Source organism: Ramlibacter sp., assembly GCA_019635435.1.
Taxonomy (GTDB): Bacteria; Pseudomonadota; Gammaproteobacteria; order Burkholderiales; family Burkholderiaceae_C; genus JAHBZM01.
Window position 1 is genome coordinate 2,161,198 of record JAHBZM010000001.1, and the last position, 25,528, is coordinate 2,186,725.

The following is a 25,528-nucleotide window of genomic DNA, read 5'->3' on the forward strand; positions in this document are numbered from 1 at the left end:
AAACAACATCATGGAAACACAAGAGAAGAAAAAGAAAGTCAAACAGCCGCCCGTGCTGTTTGCCAGGACGCAGGCCGTGATGGCCCAGCTTGGAGATTGTCTGGGCGGCCCTGTGGTGAGCTACTGGAACAACCCGCGAGGCTCGGTGTGCCAGTCAGACGTGGTGGCGCTGTATGACGTGCTGGCACGTCTGGGCCGGCACGACACCATGTACCTGTTCATCAAGTCCGACGGGGGCAGCGGCCAGGTGTCGCTGCGCCTGGTCAACCTGCTGCGCCAACACTGCCGCCAGCTCGTGGCGCTGGTGCCGCTGGAGTGCGCATCGGCCGCGACGATGATTGCGCTGGGCGCGGACCGCATCCTGATGGGGCCTACCGCCTATCTGACGGCGGTGGACACCTCGCTGAACCATGCGCTGTCGCCTGTGGACCGTGACAACGACCGTGTGAACGTCAGCCTGGATGAACTCAACCGGGTAATCCGGCTGTGGCGCGACCAGCAGGGCGAGCAGGCCGAGAACGCCTACAAGTCGCTGTTCCAATACGTGCACCCGCTGGTGATCGGCGCCGTTGATCGCGCCGAATCGCTGTCCATCATGCTGTGCCGCGAGTTGCTGGCCAACCACATCGCCGATGAGGCAGTGGCCGAGCAGATAGCGGCGACGCTGAATGCCAAATACCCGTCGCACAGCTACCCCATCCTGCTGGATGAGGCCGTCAAGATCGGCCTGAAAGCCGAGCGCATGCCGCAAGAGGTCAACACCCTGTTGCTGCAACTGAACGGCTACTACAGTGAAATGGGGCAGAAGGCGACGACCGACTTTGACGAGATCAGGGCCCATGGCAATGAGATCGTCAACATCTGGGAGGCGTCGGGCACGCAGGTGTTCTACCAACAGGACAAGGACTGGTTCTACCGCGCCGAAGAACGGCGCTGGATCACCATGAACGACAACAGCGGATGGCGCCGCATTGAACGAAACGGCTCACGCATCAAGCGCACCTTGCTGCACGTGGCCTGAGCGGCCTGCCATGGCGGGCCAAAAGGAAAAACATGAAAGAAACCAACTACATCGAAGAGCAAACCCCCGGCGGCGTGCCCATCAAGATGTGGACGCGCGGCGTGCCGGTGGAAGACGAGGCCCGACGCCAGCTCAGCAACGCGGCGCGGCTGCCCATTGTGTTCAGGCACGTGGCCGCCATGCCTGATGTGCACTTTGGCATCGGGGCCACTGTGGGCTCGGTCATTCCCACCTTCCGCGCCATCATCCCCGCGGCGGTGGGGGTGGACATTGGCTGCGGCATGATCGCCAGCAAAACCACGCTGACGGCTGAAGACCTGCCCGACAACCTGGGGCCGCTGCGCTCGGCCATCGAGCGAGCCGTGCCGCATGGCCGCGCACCCGGTGCGCGCGACCCCGGCGCCTGGCACAAGGTGCCAGGGTCGGTGGACACCGCCTGGGCCCAACTGGAGCCCGAGTTCACCGAGCTTTGCCGTGACTACCCCAAGCTGCGCAAGACCAACAACCACAACCACCTGGGCACCCTGGGCACGGGTAACCACTTCATTGAGGTCTGCCTGGACGAGCAGGGCGCGGTTTGGTTCATGCTGCACTCGGGCTCACGCGGCGTGGGCAATGCCATTGGCACCATGTTCATCGAACTGGCCAGGCAGGACGCCATGCGCAACAACGTGAACCTGCCTGACCGTGACCTGGCGTACTTTGAAGAAGGCTCGCGCTACTTTGGCGACTACGTGCGGGCCGTGGGCTGGGGCCAGAAGTTTGCGCGCCTGAACCGTGAGGTGATGATGCGCCGCGTGATCGAGGCGGCCAAGACCGTGATCCGCAAGAACTTCCAGAGCCACATCGAGGCGGTCAACTGCCACCACAACTATGTGCAACGGGAACGCCACTTTGGGGAAGATGTTTACGTGACCCGCAAGGGCGCCGTGAGCGCCCAGGCGGGTGAACTGGGCATCATCCCCGGCAGCATGGGCGCGCGCAGCTACATCGTGCGTGGCAAGGGCAACCCCGAAAGCTTCGCCTCGTGTTCGCACGGGGCAGGGCGCACCATGAGCCGTGGCGAAGCCAAGCGCCGGTTCACGCTGGCCGACCACCGCGCCGCCACCGAAGGCGTTGAATGCCGCAAGGACAAGGACGTGATTGACGAAACGCCCGCGGCCTACAAGGACATTGACGCCGTGATGGCGGCGCAGCAAGACCTGGTGGACGTGGTGCACACGCTCAAGCAGGTGGTGTGCGTGAAAGGGTGAAACGCATCGCCCATCGAGCCGACCCGAAAGGGTCGGCTTTTTTTTGGTCGCAGGGTGGTCTACCCTTGCTTCAACGCCGTCAGATCAATCGCAATCGTCATGCGCGAGTCAGCCAGATCGTCGGCCATCGTCATGGTGCAGGGGGCCACGGCCCCGGGACGGTCACGGCTTCGTCAGGGCCAGGCCAGGGCGGCATGGTGATGGCCACCGCAGATACCCCCTCCGTAGCCGCGGCCCGAAACTGGAAGTGCGTACCCAGTGGAATGGTCAGGCAAACACCCGGTTCGAGCACCACAGTTTCTTCACGCTCGCCCTGCTTGCGCCACATCTCGCCACGCCCGGCCACCACAAACCAGATCTCTTCCACCGTGCGGTGCGTCACGGCCTGGGCCACCTGGCCGGCGCGCAGCGTGAAATGCGCCATGCCGCCTCCCTGCAAGCCCAGCAGGATGCGCACATCCGAGCCATCGGGTGCCACCACTGTCGCGACGGCGGGGAGAGGCATGGTATTGAACGCGGTCATGGTTGGGCGCTACCAGTTACAAACTCCATCAGATCGGCAGACAGAATGACGGGCACTTGCGGAAAGTACCCGGACTGGTTCGGCTGTGCCGTGAGCGCACAAATGTTTTTGGAATACATGCATCCTCCGCTGTTTGAATAGTGGTTCAAATTCTGCCGCATAACGTCTCCAGGCTGCTGCTCCACAACGCGGGCAGTTGCCTGGTCGAGCGGGGGACCCGGGTTCAGATCTGACGCATCAAGGCGCGCGCCCCGGCGCCACCATGGCCGTGGCCAGCGCCAGGCCGGGCGCCGTGGGGTGGGCCGTGTCCACCAGAACGCCTTCTGCAAAGCTGAAATTTCTGGCCGGGCGGACCACATGGGCCCGGAAGGCGAGTGAATCGCTGGCGCTCGCCAGCGACAGGAACTTGACGGAGAGTTCCAGCGTGACGACCACCTCACTGTCGTAGTGCCCCAAGCCGGCGAGCACGAAGGCCGCGTCAAAACCCGCGGAGATGACTCCCCCATTGAGCGCCGTCGTGCCGCCACCGCCCAGCGGGCCAGGGGCCAGCCCTGACAGGGTGACAACCGCGGTGCCGGGTTCCTCGAACGCACCCTTGAAGCCGAACCACAAGACCTCTTTGCGCGCGTTGAACTGCAGCAGTTGCTGTGCGCGCCTTTCAGGCGACAGGCGAAAAGCGGCCGAAGGAAGTTGCATGGCAGTACCGTCCTCAATCAAGCGGGGCTCAACCCAGCAGCGCAGGGTTGAGCTGCCAGGTGGCGAGCGTGAGTGCCGACGCGAACGACACCCATGCCAGGTAGGGCAGCAGCAGCATGGCCGCCAGCCTGCTGACGCGCCAGAACAGGCCGATGGTGAGGGCGATCAGCACCCACAGCAGAACAATCTCTGCCAACGCCAGCCCGCCTTGCCGCCAGACGAAAAAGAGCCAGGTCCACAGCGCATTGGCCGCCAGCTGGAGCATGAACACCAGCAGCGCGTTGCGTGCGCCCGCAAAACCGCGCGCGCGCCAGACCAGCCAGGCCGAGATGCCCATCAACGCATACAGAGCCGACCAGACCGGCGCAAACAGCCAGCCCGGGGGCGCCCAGGCGGGGCGAATCAGGTCGCGGTAGAAATCACCCGCGTTGGCCGATGCCAGACCGCCCACCGCGGCCGCGGCAAAAGCGACGGCCAGCCAGCCGATCAGGCCCAGGGTTTGGCGTGCGGGTGACCTGGCAGGGCGTTGAGTCATTGGAGGTGCTGACGATAGGGATGCCCTGCATTCTCCGGCAGTTGTTCAACTGGGTGTGCGCCCTCCGGATTCAGTCAACTTGTCGCGGGTGGTTGAGCGGCCTCTTTTGACATTTGCCTAATAGAGGTACACCGCCCCCGAATTGCTCTGGCTTGCATCGGCCTGGTTGCCACCAATGCCGCCCGAGCCACCGTCTTCTGAGGCCGCACCCACGGCGAGGGTATTGCCATCGGCCGACAGCGCCACCGCACCGCCAAACCGGTCGCCCGCGCCGGTATTGGGTGCCTTCAGGTAGGCCGACTGCGACCACGCCGCGCCGCTGCGCTTGAACATGAAGACGGCGCCGGCATCCGCCGCGGCGGTGTTGGCCTGGTCCCCGTTGAAACCCGTGGCGTTGCTGTCTTCACGGTAAGACGACACGGCCAGCGTATGGCCGTCCGCCGACATGAACATCGCATTGCCAAAGCGATGTGGTGTTCGCGTGTTGGAGGGCTTCAGGTACGCCTGCTGTGACCAGGTTGCGCCCGCACGGGTGAACACAAATGCGGCGCCCGAATTCAAGGCCAGCGCATTGTCGACGGGGTTGACTGCGAACACGCCGGTGTTGTTGCTGCTCTCGCCGTCCATCCCCACGCCCAGGGTGTTGCCGTCGGCCGACAGGACAACTGCCACTCCGAACCGGTCATTGGCTTCGGGCAGCGGCGCCTTCAGGTAGCTCTGCTGCGCCCACAGGTTGCCCGTGCGCTGAAAGACGTAGGCGGCTCCCGCGTTGGACAAGGAGTTGTCGCCCGGGGCCGCCGCGTCGGCGCTTTGCTCAAAAAACGCGCCCACCGCGACGGTGTCACCACTGCCCGAGAGCGCCAGTGATATGCCGAAGAAATCGCCCGCGCCCGCGTTGGATGCCTTGAGGTAGCCCTGGGCCGACCAGACGCCCCCTGTGCGCGTGAACACATGGACGGCCCCTGAGCCGAAGTAAGCGCCGTTGCCGTGCGCGCCCGTCTGGTCCGCGCTCTCGTAATAGGCGGCCACCGCCAGCGTGTCGCCGTTGGTGGACAGCCTCACGGTGGTCCCGAACAGGTCGCCAGCGTACGCGTTGGGTGCCTTGATGAAGGCCTGGCGCGACCACACCGCGCCACTGCGGGTGTAGACATACACGGCGCCAGCGCTGGCTGCCAGATTGTTGGTGGCCGGCATCACGGTGAAGGTGCCGGTCTGGTTGCCCGACTCCCCGTCGGCCCCGATGGCCAGCGTGCTGCCGTCGCCCGACAGGGCCAGCGCGTTGCCAAAGTAGTCGTTGGCATCCGGGTTGGGCGCTGCAATTCGGGCCTGCTGGGTCCACGTGGCCCCGGTTTTGGTGAAGACATACACAGCGCCCGTGTTGCCGCCCTCACCGTAGGCTCCAACGGCCATCGTCGAACCGTCGGCCGACAACGCCACCCGGTTGCCGAAGCGGGCCTCCACCGCCGGCGAGGCCGCCTTGAAGTAACCGATGGCCTGCTTCATGTCGGGCGCCACCGCCGCCGAGCTCGGCCCACACCCGCTCACGTTGCAGGCCTGCACGGTGTAGGTGGCGCTCAGGCGCGTGTGCAGCAGCACCGGGACCGCATACGCCAGGCTGGTTGTGAAACTGCTTTGCCCGATCTGCACCCGGGGCAGGGGTCCGGCGCCGTCCGGGTCTTCGTACACCAGGTAGCTCTGGGCATCTGCCACAACGTTCCATGAAAAGTTCAAGGCCTTGGCCGCGTAAGTGATGGTCAGGCCCGGCGCGGCGGTGGGAGCGGGTGGCGGCGGCGGGGGTGGCGGCGGAGGCGGGGGCTCCGGCGGGGGCGGCGGCACCACTGCGCTGCAGTGGACCAAGGCTTGGCTCTGCTGCCCTGCGCTGCCCGTGCCCTGCAACACACTGCACAGCATCCCGGCCGGTTGCACAGCCACCGTGACGGTGTAGGGCGTGCCGTGCGCCAGCGGGGTGGCGAAGCTGAAGGACCCGTTGGCAGGCACGGACAGGTTTTCTGCCCCGTTGATCTGAAGCACCACGGTGCCTACCAGGCCCGTCACCTCGACGGTGATGGGGTAGGTGTTGTCGGAGCATGACACCAGAATATCGTTGACGGGCCCCACAGCCGTCCCCGTGCCGTTGGCCACCACACAGGTCTGCCCCGTGGGCTGCGTTTTGACCACCAGGTGGTAGGCGGTGCCGACCGCCACCGTCACGGAATAGTGGCCTGAAGACGTCAGCTCCACTTCAAGAGTGCCGTTGTTCTGCAGAACCACCTTGCCCTTCAGGCCGACCAGGGTGCCGCCAATGGTCGTTTCGGCGCTTGGCGTGTCCGGAGGGCCCACGGGGGCGTCGCTGCCCCCGCCGCAAGCCGCCAGCGTCATGAGCAAAGGGAACGCCAGACACGCTGCGGCCCAACGCCTCAGGTGGTTGAAGTTGACGGTGACCCGGCCCTTCAAGGCCAACAGGGAAACGTGCCCGCGTGAAAGCCGGCCAACAAAACATTGCATGGTGATGGGTCCTCGTCTGCACCCGTGGCCCAACAACGGCCGGTCATGCAGGGATCCGATGGGCCTGTGTGCCAAGCCTGAATCGGGCCCGAATGATGCAATGGCGTGGGGCGTGGTTGCAGTGGTGCAAACCCATCCAAACTTCAGTAGGGTTGACAAACGCAGCGACGCCAACGCGTCAGCGTCCGGGCAATAGTTGCTACCAATTCCGTAGCAAGAAGTGGCCGCCCCGTCTGGACTCCAGGCCTATTTGCCTCTTGACTCAGCTTGTGAAGCCAGTTGCGCGGCGTGCAGCGCTTGCGGCGCGTTGGCGAGCCTTCGCAAGATTTCACTGACCCGACTGGCGCAACCCTGGACGGGGGAGAAAAGTGGGCTATTGACCGTTGCCGACGAACGTCACCAGATCGCCGGACAACACCTGCCCTGGGTAGGTGTGTTGATCTGGCACAGCGTTGACATTGGTGGCCAAGAAGGCTGGGTTGGTCAAAGCGGTGAAGTGCTGATAGGAAACTTTGAGGGTTTTGGCGCCTGATCCGGCAGAGGCCGCCAGATTTTTGAGCCCGGTGATCTGAACTGCATTTGCCGTCACGTCAATGCCCGAAACGCCATTGAAGGTGTTGGTGCTTGCGTTCAGGGTAATCAGCGGCTTAAGCAAGAGTGCCTCGGCAGATTGTTCGCCCAGAACGGTGAAGAACAGGGTGCGCTTGTCGGTGCTCAACGCCGCTTGAATTACCCGGTATTCGTACCCTTTGAACGAGCGAAAGTTGGTGACTTGGCTCCCCACGACGCCCGTCACGCCATCTTCCAGACGCAAAGCACGCTCGGGGTTGCTGCCCAGCACCCAAGCCCCGTCGCTCAGGATGAACTGGATCTGGAAGGTATTGTTCGCTCCCCGGCCATCGTTGTCGCGCGGAAAGTACAAGCGCACTGGCGGCGCTTGCAGTGTTTGAAGGTCAGACACGATGGTCCCGGAGGCCACTTTGGCCAGGTCCGCGACCAGACCCACAGGCCTGCTCACCATAACCGTCGCCGTGGCGCTGACGGTGCCGGCGGAGTTGGACGCAACCAGCACGTAGGTTCGGGTTGCCGCAGGCACCACTGTGGACTGTTGCCCAGTGACGGTCACCTGATCGAGCGTGACTGACGTGGCGAAGGTCGTGGTCCAGTTCAGTACGCTGGACTGGCCGGGTGCGATCGTGGCCGGCGTGGCGGTGAACGCCGAGATAGCTGGCAATGCCACGGGGGGATCGACGGTGCCGCCACCTCCGCCGCCACAGGCGACAGCGCCTATCGAGGCGATCACGCCGACCAGGCATCTGCCCGCAGCGCGACAAAAACCGGCAAAGGGATGCCCGGATTTGAGGGGAGAAGCGTTGTCGAATTCCATGAAACCTCCACTGAATTTTTGTTCCGGGAGTTTAATGCGCCCGTAGATTCTGAGGGCAACGAAAAGGGGTCACCACGCGCAACGCGATCCTGAGAGCGCACAGGAATAGGCTGCTCCCGGTACATCGCGTCTGTCGTGAGGGGCCGGTTACTGACTCTTCCTGCGGTGATACGTCAACGCCGCCGCCACACAGAATGCCAGCGCGTCCTGGTCCACAGGCTCATGTTCGGTAAACACAATGGCCCGGTTGCCTTCGTACCTGAATGTGCGAGGGAAGATGGTCTTGAAAGTCTCCACCAGCGTCGTCTGGCAGTTGAAGTACATCGCGTACTCGGTGGGTTTTGACTTCTTCCAACCAAGCCGGATGGTGCTTCCGCTGCCTGTGTGTGGTGTGAGGTACGCGGGCTCGCCCCACTTGAGCGTTTCTTCAAGCGCACCTACACCTTCGGTTGACGCGGCAGTGCGAAAGATGAGGTCGCGCAGCGCCATGAGTTTGCGGCGCATGGGGGCGGGGTAGGTCTGGAATGCGCTGGCGACCCTAGGGCTGGCGAAGGGCTTCATGGTGCGTGGAGTGTATTCAGATCACATTCGTGGTCTTGCCTTTTGCTGTGCCGAGATCGGGAGGCAAGCTCCTGATCCGTGTCGATTGAGATGTTATCCGCCGAGCCCTTCCCGCGCCGCACTCCCAGTGCTAGACTGAATTCCATGAATGCCCGCGTAGACCAGCTACTGGATGAGGTTCTCGGCCTACCCGCCGATGAACGCTCGGCATTGGCGGTCGCTCTCCTCGACAGCCTCGAGACTGCTGACGAAGCGACAGTCTCCGATCTGTGGCGTGCCGAAGTGAACCGGCGCCGCGCGGAATTGCGTGCAGGGCGAGTGCAAGCCAGCCCCTGGGCTGAAGTACGGCAGCGCCTTAGCTCCCTGTGAGTTCCTTCGACATTGAAGTGCTGCCCGAAGCGGAGGCAGAGGCACGCGAGGCTTTCCTCTGGTATTTCGAGAGAAGCCCAATTGCCGCCGATGCCTTCCGGGTGGAGCTGTTCGAAGCCATCGATGGATTGGCCGAGACGGCCGAGGACTGGCCCGAGGACGAAGACGACATCCGGCACTACCACCTCAAGCACTTCCCGTATACGGTGAGGTATGAGGTGCTCGGCCGGACTGTGACGGTCTTCGCGATAGCGCATCAACGTAGGCGCCCAGGATATTGGCGAGATCGCTGAATACCCGCCAGGACAGCACTCGACGGATAAGGTAGCCGCTCAGCCGACGCCGAAGGCGGCCGATGCAGCGGCCTGCTAAACCGCTGTATATGAATGCTGGCAGAAAGATTTCCTAACCATCACGGCAACTGAAATATGCCAACAGCACCAGCAAAGAAGACGAAGCCCAAGCCAATCACAACCACGCCTGCAAACACAGAATCTCTTCCCCGAATCCGCCAAAACGGGGTATTGCTACCTTCGCTTGTGACGGGAATCTCGCGAATAAGGATGAAACGCCATCCAACAAAAATGAGGATGCTCCCGCACAGGACTTCGAAGACTTGGAGGAGCGTCATTTGCGGTTTAACGTGATGCAGCCCAGCGCCTATCCTGGCACTTCCAGGACAGGCGACGAAATAAGCTGGTCCGGCGAGTCAGATCGACGCGGCACGATGTGGCGCGATGCCGCTTGCAATCAGCTCTCGGGGTGAATCTTGAGGATGCAGACACGTGGGTCATGCTACCTCTGAAACTCAAACCCCCACCAACCCCGCAGCCCGCTGCACCTCAATGCGTATCTCCTCCGTCAACTTCGCCTTGAGCTCGGTGAACACCGGCGTGGTCTTGACCGAGTAGTGGCGCGGGTGCGCAATGGGCACGCTCAGGTCGCACTTGATGCGGCCGGGGCGGGCGCTCATCACCACCACGCGGCTGCCCATGAAGATGGCTTCGTCGATGTCGTGCGTCACAAACAGCACGGTCTTCTGCTCGGCTTCCCAGATGCCTTGCAGCAGTTCCTGCATCAGCTCGCGGGTCTGGTGGTCGAGCGCGCCAAAGGGCTCGTCCATGAGCAGGATGCGCGGGTCGTTGGCCAGGGCGCGGGCCAGCGCGGTGCGCTGCTGCATGCCGCCCGAGAGCTGCTTGGGAAAGTGGTTCTCAAACCCCTTCAACCCCACCTTGGCCAGAAACTGCCGCGCCTTGTCTTGCTGTTCGGCCAGGGGCAGGCCTTTTTCGCGCAGGCCAAAGCACACGTTCTGCAACACCGTGAGCCAGGGGAACAGCGTGTAGCTCTGGAACACCATGCCGCGGTCGGCGCCCGGGCCGCTCACGGCTTTGCAGTCCAGCTCGATGCGGCCCGTGGTGGGCGTGTCCAGCCCGGCCACCATGCGCAGCAGGGTGCTCTTGCCGCAGCCCGAGGGGCCGAGGATGGTGATGAAGTCGTTCTCGGCCACCGTCAGGTCGGTGGCGTCCAGCGCCACGGTGCCGCCCTCTTTTTTGCCGTCTCGCCCGGGGAAGGTTTTGGACAGCTTGGAGATGTTGAGGATGTTGGTCACAGCCGGGCCCACGGGTATAGCTTGCGGTTGAAGGCCTTGAAGGCAAAGTCCGTCACCAGGCCGATCACGCCAATGACGATGATGCCGAAGATGATCTGGTCGGTGGCCAGCAGCGCCTGGCTGTCGGTGATCATGTGGCCGATGCCGCTGCTCGCGCCAATCAGCTCGGCCACGATCACATAGGTCCAGGCCCAGCCCAGCACCATGCGCAGCGTTTCGGCAATTTCGGGCGCGCTGCTGGGCAGCAGCACGCGGGTGACGATGCCGCGGTCGCCCGCGCCCAGGGTGTAGGCGGCTTCCACCAGGTCGCGCCGCGTGTTGCCCACGCTCACGGCAATCATCAGCACCAGCTGGAAGAAGCTGCCAATGAAGATGACGCTGAGCTTCTGCGCCTCGCCAATGCCGGCCCACAAAATCAGCAGCGGGATGAAGGCCGAGGCGGGCAGGTAGCGCGCAAAGCTCACAAAGGGCTCAAAGAACGCCTCGATGGGTTTGTACGCGCCCATCAGCACGCCCATAGGGATGGCCAGCACGGCCGCCAGCGCAAAGCCGCCCAGCACCCGCCACACCGTCATGCCAATGTCCTTGGCAAAGCCCTGGTTCACCAGCAGGTCCCAGCCCGAGCGCACCATGGTCAGCGGGTCGGCCAGAAAGGTCTTGGACACATAGCCGCTGAAAGTCACGGCCGACCACAGCGCAAAGAACAGGATGAAGAAGCTCACGCCCAGCACCACACGGGTGCCGGGGTTCACCGGTTGCAACGGTCGCATGCCGGTTTATCTCAAGAACTGCGTGTCGGCCAGCTTGCCCATGTCGGGCAGGGTCTTGATGATGCCGGCTTCCATCAGCAGGCTGGCGGCTTCCTTGCTGAACTCGGCGTGCTCGCTGGCAAAGAACTTCTGGTTGGCGGCGCGGTCCTGCCAGCGCAAGTACTTCTGGCTGGCTTCAAACTTGTCGGCGGGTTGCTTCACGTCGGCGCCCATGATCTCGAAGCTCTTGGCCGGGTCTTTCTTGATCATCTCCAGCGCGTCAAAGTAGCCGTCGGCCAGGGCCTTGGCGGCCTTGGGGTTCTCGGCCAGGAACTTGGGCGTGCAGCCAAAGGTGTCCATCACCATCGGGTAGTCGAGCGTGGTGGCAATGATCTTGCCGGCCTCGGGCTTCTCGCGCACGGCGCTCAGGTAGGGCTCGTAGGTCATGGCGGCGTCCAGGCCACTGGTGCCCGCAATCATGGCGTTGGCGGCGGCTTGCGGTTCGAGGTTGACGATCTTCACGTCCTTGGTGCTCAGGCCGTTCTTCTTGAGCATCCAGGCCAGGCCGAAGTAGGGCGCGGTCCCGGGTGCGCTGGCGGCCACGGTCTTGCCCTTCAAGTCGCTGATCTTGGTGATGCCGGGCTTGACCACCATGCCGTCGGCGCCGTAGCTCTTGTCGAGCTGGAAGATCTGCGTGGTGGCCACGCCGTTGGCGTTCCACACGATCCAGGTCTCGACCGTGGTGGCCGCGCACTGGATGTCGCCCGAGGCAATGGCCAGGTGGCGGTCTTTCTGCGGGATCTTCTTGATGGTCACATCCAGCCCGTGTTTCTTGAACAGGCCGGCCTCCTTGGCCAGCGTGAGCGGGGCAAAGCCGGTCCACCCCGACATGCCGATGGCGACTTTGGTTTCCTCGGCCTGGCTGGTCACGCAAGCAAAGGCAATGAGCGAGAGGGCAAACAGCTTTTTCATGGGGGTTCTCCTGGTTGGGTGTGGTGGGACTCTATGCAGGCTTCATGCCAATCGCAATGCGTGTAATTCCGGTATTTGCGCTTCCAGCGCATCACCGATGGCGCCGCTGACCACGAGGTCGTGCATGGCCGACATGTCGGGGGCCAGGCTGCGGTCCTGCATCATCGCGGGCGAGACCTGGCGCACCGCGCGCATCACGCCTTCAAGCGCCGGCGCACTCGTGAGTGGCCGCAAAAACTCAATGCCCTGGGCCGCGGCCAGCAGCTCGATGCCCACGATGTGCGCGGTGTTGCGCAGCATGGGCGTGAGCCGGCGCGCGGCAAACGTGGCCATGCTCACATGGTCTTCCTGGTTGGCCGAGGTGGGCAGGCTGTCCACGCTGGCGGGGTGGGCCAGCGACTTGTTCTCGCTGGCCAGCGCGGCCGCCGTCACGTGCACGATCATGAAGCCGCTGTTCAGGCCCGGCTCGGGCGTGAGGAAGGGCGGCAGGCGCGACACCACCGTGTCCACCAGCATCGCAATGCGCCGCTCGGTGATGGCGCCGATCTCGGCAATCGCCACGGCCAGCGCATCGGCGGCCAGCGCCACGGGTTCAGCGTGGAAATTGCCACCCGACACCATCAGGCCTTCGAAGACCAGCGGGTTGTCGGTCACGGCGTTGGCTTCGCGCACCAGCACTTCGGTGGCATGGCGCATCTGGTCCAGGCAGGCGCCCATCACCTGGGGTTGGCAGCGCAGGCAATACGGGTCCTGCACGCGGTCGTCCCCTTCAAGGTGCGAGGCGCGGATGGCGCTGCCCACCATCAGTGCACGGTAGGCCGCGGCGCAGTCGATCTGCCCGGGCTGGCCGCGCACAGCGTGGATGCGCGGGTCAAACGGGCCATCGCTGCCGCGCGCGGCGTCCAGCGTGAGCGCGCCCGAAATCACGGCGGCTTCAAACACGCGGTCGGTGGTGAGCAGGGCGTCAATGGCCAGGCCCGCAGACACCTGGGTGCCGTTGATCAGCGCCAGCCCCTCCTTGGCGCCCAGGGCCAGCGGCGCCAGGCCGGCGCGGGCCAGGGCCTCGGCCCCGCCCAGCCGCTCGCCTTGGTAGAAAGCCTCGCCCTCGCCAATGAGCGGCAGGCACAGGTGGGCCAGCGGCGCGAGGTCGCCCGAGGCACCGACCGAGCCCTGGCAGGGAATCACCGGTACCACGCCCGCGTTGTGCAGGTTGATCAGGCCGTCGACCACTTCCTCGCGCACACCCGAGTAGCCGCGTGCCAGGCTGGCGGCCTTGAGCACGAGGATGAGCCGCACCACGCGCTCGCTCATCGGTTCGCCCACGCCCACGGCGTGCGAGCGCAGCAGCTTGAGCTGCAGCGTGGCGAGGTCGCTGCGCGCAATGCGCGTGCTGGCGAGCTTGCCAAAGCCGGTGTTGACGCCATAGACGGGCGCATCACCCTCCGTGGCCTTTTTGACCAGCGCCGCGCTGGCGCGAATGCCGTCGCGGCAGGCTGGGTCCAGTGCCACGGCTGGCGGCGTGTCGCTGCACAGCCGGCGCAGCTGCGCCAGCGTGAGCTGGCCGGGGACGATGGTTTCAGTGAGGGGCATACAGGAGGTTGTTGGGAGATTCCGTTCGTCCTGAGCTTGGCCTGTCCTGAGCCCGTCGAAGGGCGAAGGGCCCCGCGCGGGGCTTCGACAGGCTCAGCCCGAACGGATTTTTTTATCCAATCATCGGGAGGTTCAGGTTGTTCGCCTTGGCCGACTCTTTGGCCATGTCATAGCCCGCATCGGCATGGCGCATCACGCCCGTGGCCGGGTCGTTGAACAGCACGCGGCCCAGCTTCTCGGCGGCCTCGGGCGTGCCGTCGGCGCAGATCACCACGCCGCTGTGCTGCGAGTAGCCCATGCCCACGCCGCCACCGTGGTGCAGGCTGACCCAGGTGGCGCCGCTGGCGGTGTTGAGCAGGGCGTTGAGCAGCGGCCAGTCGCTCACGGCGTCGCTGCCGTCCATCATGGCTTCGGTCTCGCGGTTGGGCGAGGCAACGGAGCCGCTGTCCAGATGGTCACGGCCAATCACGATGGGGCCCTTGAGCTCGCCGCTTTTCACCATCTCGTTGAAGGCCAGGCCGGCCAGATGCCGCTCGCCCAGGCCGATCCAGCAGATGCGCGCGGGCAGGCCCTGGAAGGCGATGCGTTCTTCGGCCATGTCCAGCCAGCGGTGCAGGTGCTTGTTGTCCGGGAAGAGTTCCTTCATCTTCGCGTCGGTCTTGCGGATGTCTTCGGGGTCGCCGCTCAGCGCTACCCAGCGGAAAGGGCCGATGCCCTTGCAGAACAGCGGGCGCACATAGGCGGGCACAAAGCCGGGGAAGTCAAACGCATTGGCCACGCCAAAGTCCTTGGCCACCTGGCGCAGGTTGTTGCCGTAGTCCACGGTGGGGATGCCCATGGCGTGGAAGGCCAGCATGGCCTTGATGTGCGTGGCACACGACTCGCCCGCGGCCTGTTTCAGCGCCGCGTGCTGCGCCGGGTCCTTGCGGGCCGCCTGCCATTGCGCTACGGTCCAGCCCGCAGGCAGGTAGCCGTTGATGATGTCGTGGGCCGAGGTCTGGTCGGTGACGATGTCGGGGCGTGCCAACTTGCCCTGTTCGCCCCCTGCTTCTGCACGCCGCACCAGTTCGGGCAGGATCTCGGCCGCGTTGCCGCACAGGCCAATCGACACCGCCTCTTTGGCCGCCGTGTGCCGGGCGATCAGGGCCAGGGCCTCGTCCAGGTCTTTGGCCTGCTTGTCCAGGTATTTGGTGCGCAGCCGGAAGTCGATGCTGCTTTGCTGGCACTCGATGTTCAGCGAGCAGGCGCCGGCAAAGGTGGCGGCCAGCGGCTGCGCGCCGCCCATGCCGCCCAGGCCGGCGGTGAGGATCCAGCGGCCGCTCAGGTCGCCGTTGTAGTGCTGGCGGCCCGCCTCCACAAAGGTTTCATACGTGCCCTGCACGATGCCCTGGCTGCCGATGTAGATCCAGCTGCCGGCGGTCATCTGGCCATACATCATCAAACCCGCGCGGTCGAGCTGGTTGAAGTGCTCCCAGTTGGCCCATTGGGGCACCAGGTTGGAGTTGGCCAGCAGCACGCGCGGCGCGCCGGTGTGGGTGCGGAACACGCCCACGGGCTTGCCCGACTGGATCAGCAGCGTCTCGTCAGGCTGGAGCTGGCGCAGGCTGTGCAGGATGGCGTCAAAGCAGGGCCAGTTGCGCGCGGCCTTGCCAATGCCGCCGTAGACCACCAGCTCGTCGGGGTTCTCGGCCACCTCGGGGTCCAGGTTGTTCTGGAGCATGCGGTAGGCGGCCTCGATCTGCCAGTTGGCGCAGCTGATGGCGCTGCCGCGCGGCGCTCGCACCGGGCGGGCCTTGCTGTCAAGAAAAGGGGTTTGCGAAAGGTCAGACATGGCGGGCTCCTGGGCAGGACGGCGATGAGGCTTTGCGGTAAGTTGTCTATACAACTTGAGCGATTGAAATGAAGTTTAGTTGTCTATACAACTTGTGTCAACTGGGGTAATCTACGGGCCATGAGCAAGCGCGAATTGCCGGCCTACGAACAGGTCAAGGCCTTCATCAAGGGGCACATCAGCAGTGGCCACTGGAAGCCGGGCGACCCGGTGCCCAGCGAGTCGGCGCTGATGACGCAGTTTGGTGTGTCGCGCATGACCGTCAACCGAGCGCTGCGCGAGCTGGCCGCCGAGGGCATGGTCACGCGGGTGCAGGGCTCGGGCACGCGGGTGGCGCAGCTGCACCGCATCTCGTCGCGCCTGACCATTCGCGACATCCATGAAGAAGTGGTGGAGCGCGGCCACATCCACACCACGCGGGTGCTCACCGTGGCCCGCGAGGCCGCCAGCGCCGACGTGGCGCCCGCGCTGGGCCTGGCCGCCGGTGCGCCGGTGTTCCACACGGTGCTGATCCACCTGGAAAACGGCGTGCCCATCCAGTATGAAGACCGCTACGTCAACCCCGCAGCCGCGCCCGACTACCTGCTGACCGATTTCACCCAGACCACGCCCACCCACCATTTGCTGCTGCACGCGCCGCTGACCGAGGCCAGCTACGCCATCGAGGCCTGCCTGCCCACGGCCGAGGAGGCGCGCGAGCTGGGCATCAAGCGCAGTGAGCCCTGCCTGGCCATGATGCGGCGCACCGTGAGCGGCGCCCATGTGGCCAGCATTGCCCGGCTGGTGTACCCCGGCACGCGCTACAGCTTTGCGGGGCAGTTCCAGGCATGAACTGGCAGATGGTTTCATTGGCCGACGTGCGCCCGCAGCCCTGGAAAAACGGCGGTGGCACCACCCGCGAGCTGCTGGCCTGGCCCTCGCCCGCTGACTGGCGGGTGCGCCTCTCGGTGGCCGAGGTGGCGAGCGATGGCCCTTTCTCGTGCTTTGAGGGCGTGCAGCGCTGCTTTGCCGTGCTCAGCGGCGCGGGCGTGCGCCTCGACATGGGCGGCACGCTGCACACGCTCACGGCAGCCAGCGAGCCACTGGCGTTTGACGGCGCGGTGGCCGTGGGCTGCACCCTGATTGATGGCGCCACACAGGACTTCAACCTCATGGCACGGGGCGGCTCACCCACGCTGCGCCGCGTGCGGGGGGCCTGGCAGGGCCTGGCGGGTGCTACAGGTTTTGTAGCACTCTATGCCCACCAGTCCTGGACTACAGCCACTTTTGACCATGAAACCGTGACAATACCCCCAGCCACGCTGGCCTGGCGCGTGGCAGACCTGGCCGCGCCGGTGGCCGTGCACAGCAGCGACGCACTCTGGATGGAGGTGATGCCATGAGCGTTGAAATCTGGACCAACTGCCACGTGGCCACGCTGGCCGCCGGTGCCGCCGTGCCCTATGGCCTGGTGAACAACGCGGCGCTGGTGGTGCAGGGCGACCGGATCGCCTGGGTGGGCTCGCAGGCCGACGTGCCGGCCGAGTGGCTGTCGCGCTGCACCCGCGGCCGCGATGCGGGCGGCGCGCTGATCACGCCGGGCCTGATCGACTGCCACACCCACCTGGTGTATGGCGGTGACCGCGCGCAGGAGTTCGAGCAGCGGTTGCAGGGCGCCAGCTATGAAGACATTGCCCGCGCCGGCGGTGGCATTGCCTCCACCGTCCAGGCCACGCGAGCCGCCAGCGCAACGCAGCTGGAGGCCCAGAGCGCCGAGCGCCTGTGGGCCCTGCTGGCCGAAGGCGTGACCACGGTGGAAATCAAGTCGGGCTATGGCCTGGCGCTGGAGCACGAGCGCAAAACGCTGGGCGTGGCCCGTGCGCTGGGCCGCGACCTGCCGGTGGATGTGCGCACCACCTTTCTGGGCGCGCACGCCGTCCCGCCCGAGTTTGCCGGCCGCACCGACGACTATCTGGCCGAGGTGCTGCGCATGCTGCCCGTGCTGCATGCCGAGGGCCTGGTGGATGCGGTGGACGCGTTCTGCGAACGCATTGCCTTCAGCGCGGCGCAGACCCGCCAGGTGTTTGAGGCGGCCAGGGCGGTGGGCCTGCCCGTGAAGCTGCATGCCGAGCAGCTCAGTGACAGCGGCGGCGCCCAACTGGCCGCAGAATTTGGCGCGCTCAGCTGCGACCATCTGGAGTGGCTCAGCGCCGACGGCGCGGCCGCCATGGCCCGCGCCGGCAGCGTGGCCGTGCTGCTGCCCGGCGCGTTTTATTTCTTGCGCGAGACGCGGCTGCCGCCGGTGGCGCTGCTGCGCGAGCATGGTGTGCCCATGGCGGTGTCCACCGACTGCAACCCGGGCAGCTCGCCCTGCACCTCGCTGCTGCTCATGCTCAACATGGCCTGCACGCTGTTCCGCCTCACGCCCGAAGAGGCACTGGCCGGGGCCACGCGCCATGCCGCGCGGGCGCTGGGCCTGGCCGACCGCGGCGCGCTTGCGCCGGGCCTGCGCGCCGACTTTGTGCTGTGGGGGGTGGACCACCCCGCGCAGCTGGCTTATGCCATGGGCGCCAACCCGCGTCTGCAAACCGTCTTCAAGGGTCAACCTGTATGAGTTTCCAACTGCATCGCGGCACGGTGCCGCTGCTGGTCAGCATGCCGCACGTGGGCACGCAGATTCCCGACGAACTGAAAGACCGCTACCTGCCGCGCGCGCTGGCCGTTGAAGACACCGACTGGCACCTGGAGCGGCTCTATGACTTCTTGCCCGCGCTGGGCGCCAGCGTGCTGGTGCCGCAGATCTCGCGCTATGTGATCGACCTGAACCGCCCGCCCGACGACGCGCCCATGTACCCCGGCGCGTCCAACACCGAGCTGTGCCCCACGCGGTTTTTCACTGGCGACCCGCTGTACCGCGACGGCGCCGCGCCCGACGCCGCGCAGCGCGCGCGCCGCCGCGAGGCCTGGTGGCAGCCCTACCACGAGGCGCTGCAGGGCGAGCTCAACCGCCTGCGCGCCGAACACGGCTTTGCGCTGCTGTGGGACGCGCACAGCATCCGCAGCCAGATCCCCTGGCTGTTTGAAGGCCGCCTGCCAGACCTCAACATCGGCACGGCCAGTGGCGCGGCGGCGCACGCGGCCATCACCGACGCCGTAGCCGCCGCCTGCGCCGGCATGCCGGGGCTCACCAGCGTGGTCAATGGCCGCTTCAAAGGCGGCTACATCACGCGCCACTACGGCCAGCCCGCGCAACAGGTCCATGCGGTGCAACTGGAGAAGTGCCAGAGCCTGTACATGCAGGAGCAGATGCCGTTTGCCTATGACGAAACGCTGGCCGCGGGCATTCAGCCCGTGCTGCAGCGCATGGTGAGCGCCGCGCTGGCCGCCGCGCAAGGCCTGTATGGGCGCTGAAGCGCGCTTTCTCGCACCACAGGCCTGGCTGTCCGCCGCGGGCGGTGGGGTGTGGGCCAGTGAGGTGTTGCTCACGGTGGGGCCTGACGGCCATTGGCAGGCGATTGAACCTGGCGCCATACCGGCCCAGGCACAGGGCGCCACACGCTTGCCAGGGCCGGTGCTGCCTGGCGTGGTGAATGCACACAGCCATGCGTTCCAGCGCGCCATCGCCGGCCTGACGGAGCAGGGCAGTGCGCAGGGTGACGATTTCTGGAGCTGGCGCGACCGCATGTACCGCGCGGCACTGCGCATCACGCCTGCCCAGCTCGAGGCCATTGCCACCCAGCTTTACAACGAGCTGCTGCAAGGCGGCTACACCCAGGTCTGCGAGTTTCACTACCTGCACAACGACCTGGATGGCCGGCCCTATGCCGATCCGCTGGAACTCTCGCTGGCGCTGGTGCGCGCGGCCCAGGCCACGGGCATGGGCCTGACGCTGCTGCCCACGCTGTACATGCGCTCGGGCTTTGGCGCGCCGGGCTTGCGCGGCGACCAGCGCCGCTTTGCCAGCACACCCGCAAGCGTGCTGCGCCTGGCAGAAGGCGTGAACGCGCTGGGCCTGCCGAACGTGCGGGCGGGCGTGGCGCTGCACTCGCTGCGCGCGGTGGACGAAGCGGCGCTGAACGAGGTGGCCCAGGCCGCGCAGCGCCAGGGCTGGCCGGTGCACATCCACATTGCCGAACAGACCCAGGAGGTGGGCGACTGCCTGGCCCACCATGGCCAGCGCCCCATCGAGTGGCTGCTGGACCATGCGCCGCTGGACGCGCGCTGGAACCTGGTGCACGCCACCCACACCACGGCGGCGGAACTGCAGGGCCTGCGGGCTGCGGGCGCGGCCATCGTGATCTGCCCGAGCACCGAGGCCAACCTGGGCGACGGCGTGTTTGACTACGAAGGCTGGGCCGGGCAGGGCGGGACCTGGTCTGTTGGCTCCGACAGCCACGTCACGCGCCGCGCCACCGAAGAGCTGCGCCTGCTCGAATACTCGCAGCGGCTGGTGCGGCGCCAGCGCAACCTGGCCGCGCGCGTGGCTGGCACGCCCAGCACAGCGGGTGCCCTGCTGCAGGCGGCCATGGCCGGGGGCTCGGTCGCGGCCGGGCTGGCATTGGGCGGCCTCGCCGTGGGGCAGCGGGCCGATTTCTGTGTGCTGCACGCCGGGGCGCCCGCGCTGGCCGGCATCCCCATGGCGCACCTGCTGGATGCCTGCGTGTTCTCCAGCCCCGATGCGGCGCTGGCTGGCACCTGGGTGGCCGGGGCGGCGGCAGGGGTCGGTCATGAGGTCGGCCAGACAGCGTTTGGCGAGGTCATGCGCGCGCTGTGGGACTAGCCGCGGGCGGCGTTGCCGCGGCGATTTAATATCGCGGCCATGACCCAACACATTGGAATCGTTGGCTGCTCCGCGGCCGGTGCCGCGCTTTGCTACCAGACCATTTGCGTGGAGGGCGCGGCCCTGCTCGGGCCGCATGCGCACCCCGAGGTGTCCATGCACACGCCGTCGCTGGCCGACTATGTGGCCTGCCTGGACCGCCATGACCTGCATGGCGTGGGTGAGCTGATGCTGGCCTCGGCGCACAAGCTCGCGCGCGCGGGCGCCGACTTCCTGATCTGCCCCGACAACACCATCCACCAGGCTTTTGAGCATGTGGCGCCGCGCTCCCCGCTGCCCTGGCTGCACATTGCCGAGGTGGTGGCGGCCGAAGCATTGCACCGCGGCTACCGGCGCGTGGGCATCACCGGCACGGGCTGGCTGGTGGACAGCGAGGTCTACCCCGAGAAGCTCGCGGCGCGCGGCCTGGCCTATGTGCGGCCCGAGGCGGCCGAGCGCAACGAGATCAACCGCATCATCATGGACGAACTGGTCTGCGGCGTGTTCACGCCCGGGGCTGTGGCGTATTTCCAGCAGGTGATCGAGCGCATGAAGGGCGACGGCTGCGACGCCGTGGTGCTGGGCTGCACCGAGATCCCGCTGATCATCAGCGACGCCAACTCGGCCTTGCCCACGCTCGACTCCACGCGCCTGCTGGCCCGGGCTGCCCTGCAGCGCGCCGTGGCCTGAGCCTGCACCTCTGCCTGTGCGGGCGCGGCCAGCCTAGAGCGCGTTCAGCGGAATCCGCAGGTAGCTCACGCCGTTGTCGTCCGGCGGCGGCAGCTCACCGGCGCGGATGTTGACCTGGATCGACGGCAGGATCAGCGTGGGCATCTCCAGCGTGGCGTCCCGCGCGGTGCGCATGGCCACGAACTCAGCCTCGCTCACCCCGTCATGCACGTGCACGTTGCGCGCGCGCTGGTCGGCCACGGTGCATTCCCACAGCGCCTCACGCCCGGCGGGCGGGTAGTCGTGGCACATGAACAGGCGGGTTTGTGGGGGCAGGGCGAGCAGCTTGCGGATGGAGGCATACAGCTGGTGCGCATCGCCACCCGGAAAGTCGCAGCGCGCCGTGCCCACGTCGGGCATGAACAGCGTATCGCCCACGAACACGGCGTCGCCGATCTGGTAGGCCATGCAGGCCGGGGTGTGGCCCGGCGTGGCCATGGCGCGCACCTGCAGCTCGCCGAGCGCGAAGCTGTCGCCGTCTTCAAGCAGGCGGTCGAACTGGCTGCCATCCTGGCGGAAGCCGGGCTCCAGATGGAACACCTTGTTGAACACGCCCTGCACGGTCGTGATGGCGCGGCCAATGGCGATCTGCCCGCCCAGCTCCTGGCGCAGCCAGGGCGCGGCCGTGAGGTGGTCGGCATGGGCGTGGGTTTCAAGGATCCACTGCACCTGCAGGCCCTGTTCGCGCACCCAGGCCGCGACCTTTTCAGCCGAGGTGGTGCGCGTGCGGCCCGACTTGGGGTCGTAGTCCAGCACCGGGTCAATGATGGCGCAGGCCGAGCCGGGCCCCGCGTGGACCACGTGGGTCGCGGTCCAGGTGGCGGGGTCAAAAAACGTCTGGACGAGGGGGTTCATGGCGGGCTCCTTGGGTTGACTTGCGAGAATTATAATCTATTGACAAATATAATGTAATCTGGCAAACTGAATTTGTTCTGGATCAACTTGTGGAGCAAAAGCAATGAATGAAGACGCCGTGATCGAGCTGGACGCCATGCGCACCGCCGCGCAGTCGGCCTGCGCGCTGATGAAGGTGCTGTCCAACCCCGACCGCCTGCTGCTGCTGTGCGAGCTGGCCGGGGGCGAACGCAATGTGGGCGAACTGGAAGAGGCGCTGGGCATCGTGCAGCCCACGCTGTCGCAGCAGCTCACGGTGCTGCGCAACGAAGCGCTGGTGAGCACCCGCCGCGACGGCAAGAACATCTATTACGAAATGGCCAGCCCCCAGGCGCTGGCCGTGATGCAGGTGCTGTACACGCAGTTCTGCCAACCCGTCAAACCCAAAAGGAGCCGCAAATGACCATTGACTGGAATCACTTCACCCCCTGGGTCTCGCTGGCCGGGGGCCTGCTGCTGGGCCTGGCCTCGGCCGCCTTCATTTTGCTCAACGGGCGCGTGCTGGGCATTAGCGGCATTGTGGGCGGGCTGATCAAGCCGCTGGCGGGCGACGCGCTGTGGCGCGTGGCCTTTGTGGCCGGGCTGCTGGCCGCGCCCTGGGTGTGGACCTTGTTTGCCGCGCCCGTGGTGCCGCGCATTGACGCCGGCGGCGCGGTGCTGGTGGTGGCCGGCCTGCTCGTGGGCTGGGGTACCCGTTATGGATCGGGCTGCACCAGTGGCCACGGGGTGTGCGGGCTGTCGCGCCTGTCACCACGCTCCCTGGTGGCCACGCTGGCCTTCATGGGGGCGGGTTTTGCCGTGGTGTTTGTGGCGCGCCACCTGTTGGCTTGAGGAGAAAACACATGAAACGACTGACCGAATTCCTGGTGGGCCTGCTGTTTGGCCTGGGCCTGATCCTGGCGGGCATGACCGACCCGGGCAAGGTGCTGGGCTTTCTGGACCTGGCGGGTGCCTGGGACCCGTCGCTGGCCCTGGTGATGGGCGGGGCCATCGGGGTGGGGTTCTTTGCGTTTGCGTTGGCCCGCAAGCGCACCGCCGCGTTCCTGGGTGACGCCATGCGCCTGCCCACAGGGCGCGACATCGACCGCCGGCTGGTGATCGGCAGCCTGGTGTTTGGCGCGGGCTGGGGCCTCGCGGGGTTCTGCCCGGGCCCGGCGCTGGTGGCGGCGGGTGCTGGACACTGGCAGGCTGTGGTGTTCGTGCTGGCCATGCTGGCGGGCATGGGCTTGCATGAACTGTCGGCCCGGCCGGCTAATCCTGCCGCGGGGCAGGCCTGAGCATGACTGGCGCTGAACTGGTGGCGCCGGGCCTGGGCGCGCTGGTGGGGCTGGTGCTGGCGCTCACGGGCGCGGGCGGCGCCATCATTGCCGTGCCCTTGCTGGTGTTCGGCCTGCACCTGAGCATGGCGCAGGCCGGGCCGGTGGGGCTGCTGGCCGTGGCCCTGGCGGCCACGGTGGGCGCGGTGCTGGGCTGGCGGGCCGGCGTGCTGCGCTACAAGGCCGCTGCGCTCATGGCCGCTGCCGGGCTGGTGGTGAGCCCGCTGGGCCTCTGGCTGGCGCAGCGCATTCCCAACCGGCCTTTGACGGCGCTGTTTGGTGCCGTGTTGGTGGGGGTGGCGTGGCGCATGTTCCGCCAGGCCGGGCGTGACTTGCGGGGTGAGCCGCGCGTGGCGGCCAGCGAGCCGCCGTGCAGGCTGGATGCCGCGACGGGCAAGCTGCATTGGAATGCGTCCTGCGCACGCTCGCTGGGGCTGGCGGGCGGGGCGGCGGGCTTTCTGTCGGGGCTGCTGGGCGTGGGCGGCGGCTTTGTGCTGGTGCCCACCCTGCTGGCGGTGACCGACCTGCCCATGAAAGCCGTGGTGGCCACCTCCGTGGGCGTGCTGGCCTTGGTGTCGGCCGGCGGCGTGTTCAACGCCAGCGTGGCCGGGCTGGTGCGCTGGGACGTGGGCTGGCCCTTTGCCGCCGGCGCGCTCGGCGGCCTGGTGCTGGGCCGCAGCTTTGCCAGCCGCCTGTCGGGGCCGCGGCTGCAGCAGGGCTTTGCAGTGCTGTCGGGTGCGATTGCGGTGAGTTTGCTGGCGCGGGCGGTGGGGTGGGTTTGAGGATGGGCGCTGCGGAGTGAGCTGAAGTGGGGAATTGGGATATAAATCTCTGTATGAACTGCACGCCCACAGCCCGAACGCCAGAGTGCATGCAAGTAATACGGCGGATCTGACTTTTATATCGCACCAGGTCTTATGCGCACGCACGTCGAATTTGTCTCCACAAAGTTCCCTGCGTATCCAGGAGAAGATGAGAAAGTCAACCCCGGTCGCTTTGGCAAGCGGCTTGCTGAGTACCTTGCAGCACAGCTGCCGAGCCATGGCTTTGTCGTTGCTTCGATCAGAGCCGAAGATTGGGGATGGATGGTTGAATTGGTAAACCCTGAATTCCCGCTTTGGGTGGGATGCGGTAGCTACGACGAAAAGCCGAATGCATTTCTGTGCTTCATAGAGCCGTCGAAGCCATTTGTGCGTAAGTGGTTTTCGAAAATCGACACTACCCAGAAAGTCGAAAGCCTTGCGGTGACCATGAACCGCATATTGCTTGCTAATGACCAAGTCTCTGAGCTCAGATGGTGGACTGAGGATGAAGTTCAGACTTGACAGGGCGTTCTGGGACGATCGCGCCGCCTCAAAACTTCGACGCTATAGCGCTACATGATCAGTCGCATCGCCAACGCAATAAGTTCGTGGGACGCAATCTCGCTATTGCTTTCCGTGCTTGTTGGCGCAGTCTGCCTTGCCTTCGTTGCGTTCAACTGGGCCATGCACTTTGTTGGTTCTGGCAACTATTTGGGGGCAGGGGGAATTGTGTTGGCGTCGGTGGTGGTTACTTTGGCGGCGGCCGCGCGAGTACCGGTGGCATTGGTACTTCTTTTCGGCAGCGCCGTGATCGTCGGAACGGCGTTCTCAATTGGAGCAAGCAACCTTGTCATGCCTTATTAACTGGTTCGTCGGATGGACCCATAACGGCGGCTGGCGCGACTGCCACTTGTTCAGACTGAGTGTGCCGCTGCTGCCCATTCACGGCCAACGGTAGGTCTTAATGAACCGGGTGATCTCCTTCCTGAGGCCTCTACGCGCGGCTCACTGGTCATTGCCTCTGATCATCGTTGGATCCGCCCTGTTCATCGTGTTCGCGCAGCCCTGCAGAGAAGGGCCGCTGTATGCCGAAGTCTGTTGGTTGCTGCTGACAAGTTGCATCGTGCTCTGGTCGAATCACCTTGCCGCTGCTCCGGTGCAAGGTCTGCGACAACTGGGTGTCCTGATAGTCAGCTGCGGCAAGGACGCGATCTCGCTTTTCCTGTGGTTCATTTTTGCGGGCATTCCATTGGCGATTGCTGTTCCTGCCTATCAGTGCTACACGCCGCGAGCAAAGGCGAGTGAAGTCGTGCTGGCGGCATCGATACTGCGACGTGAAATAGATGAAAAGGCGCGCAGACAAGGCACGCTCTCGGGCGCAGGAAAG

At 65.7% G+C, this 25,528-nt stretch carries 29 protein-coding genes and 1 pseudogene; 17 read left to right on the forward strand and 13 right to left on the reverse strand.

The window, feature by feature from the left end; translation table 11 throughout:
- Positions 1-10: 10 nt before the first annotated feature.
- Positions 11-1,021, forward strand: a complete 1,011-nt coding sequence (locus tag KF796_10440; protein ID MBX3587052.1) for a hypothetical protein — start codon at positions 11-13, stop codon at positions 1,019-1,021.
- A gap of 32 nt (positions 1,022-1,053) precedes the next feature.
- Entirely contained in the window at positions 1,054-2,274 is a 1,221-nt protein-coding gene (locus KF796_10445) for an RtcB family protein (GenBank protein MBX3587053.1), read from the forward strand.
- 130 nt (positions 2,275-2,404) lie between these two features.
- On the opposite strand, the gene KF796_10450 is transcribed toward KF796_10445, so the two are convergent.
- The 6 genes from KF796_10450 to KF796_10475 all read right to left on the reverse strand — a co-directional run bounded on the left by KF796_10450 (position 2,405) and on the right by KF796_10475 (position 8,481).
- Complete coding sequence (locus tag KF796_10450) at positions 2,405-2,779, reverse strand: cupin domain-containing protein (GenBank protein ID MBX3587054.1); 375 nt, start codon at positions 2,777-2,779, stop codon at positions 2,405-2,407.
- Between the two features lie 255 nt (positions 2,780-3,034).
- On the reverse strand, positions 3,035-3,493 hold the full coding sequence (locus KF796_10455) for a hypothetical protein (protein ID MBX3587055.1): 459 nt from the start codon (positions 3,491-3,493) through the stop codon (positions 3,035-3,037).
- A gap of 28 nt (positions 3,494-3,521) precedes the next feature.
- Positions 3,522-4,028: a tryptophan-rich sensory protein gene (locus tag KF796_10460; protein MBX3587056.1), complete on the reverse strand. Its 507-nt coding sequence runs from the start codon at positions 4,026-4,028 to the stop codon at positions 3,522-3,524.
- 117 nt (positions 4,029-4,145) lie between these two features.
- A complete protein-coding gene (locus KF796_10465; GenBank protein MBX3587057.1) occupies positions 4,146-6,407 on the reverse strand; it encodes an integrin in 2,262 nt (753 codons plus the stop codon).
- Between the two features lie 499 nt (positions 6,408-6,906).
- Positions 6,907-7,920, reverse strand: coding sequence for a hypothetical protein (locus tag KF796_10470; protein MBX3587058.1), 1,014 nt, complete (start codon positions 7,918-7,920; stop codon positions 6,907-6,909).
- A gap of 147 nt (positions 7,921-8,067) precedes the next feature.
- Positions 8,068-8,481, reverse strand: a complete 414-nt coding sequence (locus KF796_10475) for a DUF1801 domain-containing protein (GenBank protein ID MBX3587059.1) — start codon at positions 8,479-8,481, stop codon at positions 8,068-8,070.
- 144 nt (positions 8,482-8,625) lie between these two features.
- Between KF796_10475 and KF796_10480 the strand changes: the two genes are divergently transcribed.
- Together KF796_10480 and KF796_10485 are read left to right on the forward strand one after the other, a co-directional pair.
- Complete coding sequence (locus KF796_10480; GenBank protein ID MBX3587060.1) at positions 8,626-8,850, forward strand: addiction module protein; 225 nt, start codon at positions 8,626-8,628, stop codon at positions 8,848-8,850.
- A complete protein-coding gene (locus KF796_10485; GenBank protein MBX3587061.1) occupies positions 8,847-9,143 on the forward strand; it encodes a type II toxin-antitoxin system RelE/ParE family toxin in 297 nt (98 codons plus the stop codon). Before KF796_10480 ends, KF796_10485 begins: the two co-directional genes overlap by 4 nt.
- Positions 9,144-9,262: 119 nt before the next feature.
- Here KF796_10485 and KF796_10490 read toward each other — a convergent pair whose 3' ends face one another.
- The 6 genes from KF796_10490 to KF796_10515 form a co-directional block, all read right to left on the reverse strand.
- The gene (locus KF796_10490) at positions 9,263-9,481 is read right to left on the reverse strand and encodes a hypothetical protein (GenBank protein MBX3587062.1); all 219 of its coding nucleotides are present in this window, start codon (positions 9,479-9,481) and stop codon (positions 9,263-9,265) included.
- Between the two features lie 177 nt (positions 9,482-9,658).
- Positions 9,659-10,471 carry an ABC transporter ATP-binding protein gene (locus KF796_10495; protein ID MBX3587063.1) on the reverse strand — a complete coding sequence of 271 codons (813 nt, stop codon included), beginning with the start codon at positions 10,469-10,471 and terminating at the stop codon, positions 9,659-9,661.
- Positions 10,456-11,229 carry an ABC transporter permease gene (locus KF796_10500; protein ID MBX3587064.1) on the reverse strand — a complete coding sequence of 258 codons (774 nt, stop codon included), beginning with the start codon at positions 11,227-11,229 and terminating at the stop codon, positions 10,456-10,458. The genes KF796_10495 and KF796_10500 overlap by 16 nt, the downstream gene beginning before the upstream one ends.
- Positions 11,230-11,235: 6 nt before the next feature.
- On the reverse strand, positions 11,236-12,180 hold the full coding sequence (locus tag KF796_10505; protein MBX3587065.1) for an ABC transporter substrate-binding protein: 945 nt from the start codon (positions 12,178-12,180) through the stop codon (positions 11,236-11,238).
- Positions 12,181-12,222: 42 nt separating this feature from the next.
- Positions 12,223-13,770: a histidine ammonia-lyase gene (gene hutH / locus KF796_10510; GenBank protein ID MBX3587066.1), complete on the reverse strand. Its 1,548-nt coding sequence runs from the start codon at positions 13,768-13,770 to the stop codon at positions 12,223-12,225.
- A 112-nt stretch (positions 13,771-13,882) separates the two neighbouring features.
- A complete protein-coding gene (locus KF796_10515; protein MBX3587067.1) occupies positions 13,883-15,601 on the reverse strand; it encodes a urocanate hydratase in 1,719 nt (572 codons plus the stop codon).
- Positions 15,602-15,721: 120 nt separating this feature from the next.
- On the opposite strand from KF796_10515, the gene hutC reads away from it, so the two are divergent.
- From hutC to KF796_10545, 6 genes are read left to right on the forward strand one after another with little or no spacing between them, the layout of a single operon-like run.
- Positions 15,722-16,432, forward strand: a complete 711-nt coding sequence (hutC, locus tag KF796_10520) for a histidine utilization repressor (protein MBX3587068.1) — start codon at positions 15,722-15,724, stop codon at positions 16,430-16,432.
- Positions 16,429-16,983, forward strand: a complete 555-nt coding sequence (locus tag KF796_10525) for a HutD family protein (protein MBX3587069.1) — start codon at positions 16,429-16,431, stop codon at positions 16,981-16,983. Before hutC ends, KF796_10525 begins: the two co-directional genes overlap by 4 nt.
- A complete protein-coding gene (hutI, locus tag KF796_10530) occupies positions 16,980-18,194 on the forward strand; it encodes an imidazolonepropionase (GenBank protein ID MBX3587070.1) in 1,215 nt (404 codons plus the stop codon). Before KF796_10525 ends, hutI begins: the two co-directional genes overlap by 4 nt.
- Positions 18,191-18,991 (forward strand): N-formylglutamate deformylase, encoded by an 801-nt coding sequence (gene hutG / locus KF796_10535; protein MBX3587071.1) that lies wholly within the window; start codon positions 18,191-18,193, stop codon positions 18,989-18,991. Before hutI ends, hutG begins: the two co-directional genes overlap by 4 nt.
- Positions 18,981-20,360: a formimidoylglutamate deiminase gene (locus tag KF796_10540; GenBank protein MBX3587072.1), complete on the forward strand. Its 1,380-nt coding sequence runs from the start codon at positions 18,981-18,983 to the stop codon at positions 20,358-20,360. The genes hutG and KF796_10540 overlap by 11 nt, the downstream gene beginning before the upstream one ends.
- Positions 20,361-20,399: 39 nt before the next feature.
- On the forward strand, positions 20,400-21,089 hold the full coding sequence (locus KF796_10545) for an amino acid racemase (protein MBX3587073.1): 690 nt from the start codon (positions 20,400-20,402) through the stop codon (positions 21,087-21,089).
- A gap of 33 nt (positions 21,090-21,122) precedes the next feature.
- Here KF796_10545 and KF796_10550 read toward each other — a convergent pair whose 3' ends face one another.
- On the reverse strand, positions 21,123-21,983 hold the full coding sequence (locus KF796_10550) for an MBL fold metallo-hydrolase (GenBank protein ID MBX3587074.1): 861 nt from the start codon (positions 21,981-21,983) through the stop codon (positions 21,123-21,125).
- A 103-nt stretch (positions 21,984-22,086) separates the two neighbouring features.
- Here KF796_10550 and KF796_10555 point away from each other — a divergent pair, with 103 nt between their 5' ends.
- The 7 genes and pseudogenes from KF796_10555 to KF796_10585 all read left to right on the forward strand — a co-directional run bounded on the left by KF796_10555 (position 22,087) and on the right by KF796_10585 (position 25,465).
- Entirely contained in the window at positions 22,087-22,425 is a 339-nt protein-coding gene (locus tag KF796_10555) for a helix-turn-helix transcriptional regulator (GenBank protein MBX3587075.1), read from the forward strand.
- Positions 22,422-22,853, forward strand: coding sequence for a YeeE/YedE family protein (locus KF796_10560; GenBank protein ID MBX3587076.1), 432 nt, complete (start codon positions 22,422-22,424; stop codon positions 22,851-22,853). Before KF796_10555 ends, KF796_10560 begins: the two co-directional genes overlap by 4 nt.
- Before the next feature lie 11 nt (positions 22,854-22,864).
- Positions 22,865-23,299 carry a hypothetical protein gene (locus KF796_10565; protein ID MBX3587077.1) on the forward strand — a complete coding sequence of 145 codons (435 nt, stop codon included), beginning with the start codon at positions 22,865-22,867 and terminating at the stop codon, positions 23,297-23,299.
- 2 nt (positions 23,300-23,301) lie between these two features.
- Positions 23,302-24,120, forward strand: coding sequence for a sulfite exporter TauE/SafE family protein (locus tag KF796_10570; GenBank protein MBX3587078.1), 819 nt, complete (start codon positions 23,302-23,304; stop codon positions 24,118-24,120).
- Positions 24,121-24,255: 135 nt separating this feature from the next.
- A complete protein-coding gene (locus tag KF796_10575) occupies positions 24,256-24,663 on the forward strand; it encodes a hypothetical protein (protein ID MBX3587079.1) in 408 nt (135 codons plus the stop codon).
- A gap of 54 nt (positions 24,664-24,717) precedes the next feature.
- Positions 24,718-25,005 (forward strand): hypothetical protein, encoded by a 288-nt coding sequence (locus KF796_10580; protein ID MBX3587080.1) that lies wholly within the window; start codon positions 24,718-24,720, stop codon positions 25,003-25,005.
- Positions 25,006-25,381: 376 nt separating this feature from the next.
- Positions 25,382-25,465: pseudogene (locus tag KF796_10585) on the forward strand (pilin).
- Positions 25,466-25,528 lie beyond the last annotated feature (63 nt).

What these genes read in the sequence shown, in the direction of transcription:
- KF796_10440 (MBX3587052.1), top strand. Translation starts at nt 11, where the DNA reads ATGGAAACACAAGAGAAGAAAAAGAAAGTCAAACAGCCGCCCGTGCTG.
- KF796_10445 (MBX3587053.1), top strand. Translation starts at nt 1,054, where the DNA reads ATGAAAGAAACCAACTACATCGAAGAGCAAACCCCCGGCGGCGTGCCC.
- KF796_10450 (MBX3587054.1), bottom strand. Translation starts at nt 2,779, where the DNA reads ATGCCTCTCCCCGCCGTCGCGACAGTGGTGGCACCCGATGGCTCGGAT.
- KF796_10455 (MBX3587055.1), bottom strand. Translation starts at nt 3,493, where the DNA reads ATGCAACTTCCTTCGGCCGCTTTTCGCCTGTCGCCTGAAAGGCGCGCA.
- KF796_10460 (MBX3587056.1), bottom strand. Translation starts at nt 4,028, where the DNA reads ATGACTCAACGCCCTGCCAGGTCACCCGCACGCCAAACCCTGGGCCTG.
- KF796_10465 (MBX3587057.1), bottom strand. Translation starts at nt 6,407, where the DNA reads ATGACGCTGGCGGCTTGCGGCGGGGGCAGCGACGCCCCCGTGGGCCCT.
- KF796_10470 (MBX3587058.1), bottom strand. Translation starts at nt 7,920, where the DNA reads ATGGAATTCGACAACGCTTCTCCCCTCAAATCCGGGCATCCCTTTGCC.
- KF796_10475 (MBX3587059.1), bottom strand. Translation starts at nt 8,481, where the DNA reads ATGAAGCCCTTCGCCAGCCCTAGGGTCGCCAGCGCATTCCAGACCTAC.
- KF796_10480 (MBX3587060.1), top strand. Translation starts at nt 8,626, where the DNA reads ATGAATGCCCGCGTAGACCAGCTACTGGATGAGGTTCTCGGCCTACCC.
- KF796_10490 (MBX3587062.1), bottom strand. Translation starts at nt 9,481, where the DNA reads ATGACGCTCCTCCAAGTCTTCGAAGTCCTGTGCGGGAGCATCCTCATT.
- KF796_10500 (MBX3587064.1), bottom strand. Translation starts at nt 11,229, where the DNA reads ATGCGACCGTTGCAACCGGTGAACCCCGGCACCCGTGTGGTGCTGGGC.
- KF796_10505 (MBX3587065.1), bottom strand. Translation starts at nt 12,180, where the DNA reads ATGAAAAAGCTGTTTGCCCTCTCGCTCATTGCCTTTGCTTGCGTGACC.
- hutH (MBX3587066.1), bottom strand. Translation starts at nt 13,770, where the DNA reads ATGCCCCTCACTGAAACCATCGTCCCCGGCCAGCTCACGCTGGCGCAG.
- KF796_10515 (MBX3587067.1), bottom strand. Translation starts at nt 15,601, where the DNA reads ATGTCTGACCTTTCGCAAACCCCTTTTCTTGACAGCAAGGCCCGCCCG.
- hutC (MBX3587068.1), top strand. Translation starts at nt 15,722, where the DNA reads ATGAGCAAGCGCGAATTGCCGGCCTACGAACAGGTCAAGGCCTTCATC.
- KF796_10525 (MBX3587069.1), top strand. Translation starts at nt 16,429, where the DNA reads ATGAACTGGCAGATGGTTTCATTGGCCGACGTGCGCCCGCAGCCCTGG.
- hutI (MBX3587070.1), top strand. Translation starts at nt 16,980, where the DNA reads ATGAGCGTTGAAATCTGGACCAACTGCCACGTGGCCACGCTGGCCGCC.
- hutG (MBX3587071.1), top strand. Translation starts at nt 18,191, where the DNA reads ATGAGTTTCCAACTGCATCGCGGCACGGTGCCGCTGCTGGTCAGCATG.
- KF796_10540 (MBX3587072.1), top strand. Translation starts at nt 18,981, where the DNA reads ATGGGCGCTGAAGCGCGCTTTCTCGCACCACAGGCCTGGCTGTCCGCC.
- KF796_10545 (MBX3587073.1), top strand. Translation starts at nt 20,400, where the DNA reads ATGACCCAACACATTGGAATCGTTGGCTGCTCCGCGGCCGGTGCCGCG.
- KF796_10550 (MBX3587074.1), bottom strand. Translation starts at nt 21,983, where the DNA reads ATGAACCCCCTCGTCCAGACGTTTTTTGACCCCGCCACCTGGACCGCG.
- KF796_10555 (MBX3587075.1), top strand. Translation starts at nt 22,087, where the DNA reads ATGAATGAAGACGCCGTGATCGAGCTGGACGCCATGCGCACCGCCGCG.
- KF796_10560 (MBX3587076.1), top strand. Translation starts at nt 22,422, where the DNA reads ATGACCATTGACTGGAATCACTTCACCCCCTGGGTCTCGCTGGCCGGG.
- KF796_10565 (MBX3587077.1), top strand. Translation starts at nt 22,865, where the DNA reads ATGAAACGACTGACCGAATTCCTGGTGGGCCTGCTGTTTGGCCTGGGC.
- KF796_10570 (MBX3587078.1), top strand. Translation starts at nt 23,302, where the DNA reads ATGACTGGCGCTGAACTGGTGGCGCCGGGCCTGGGCGCGCTGGTGGGG.
- KF796_10575 (MBX3587079.1), top strand. Translation starts at nt 24,256, where the DNA reads ATGCGCACGCACGTCGAATTTGTCTCCACAAAGTTCCCTGCGTATCCA.
- KF796_10580 (MBX3587080.1), top strand. Translation starts at nt 24,718, where the DNA reads ATGATCAGTCGCATCGCCAACGCAATAAGTTCGTGGGACGCAATCTCG.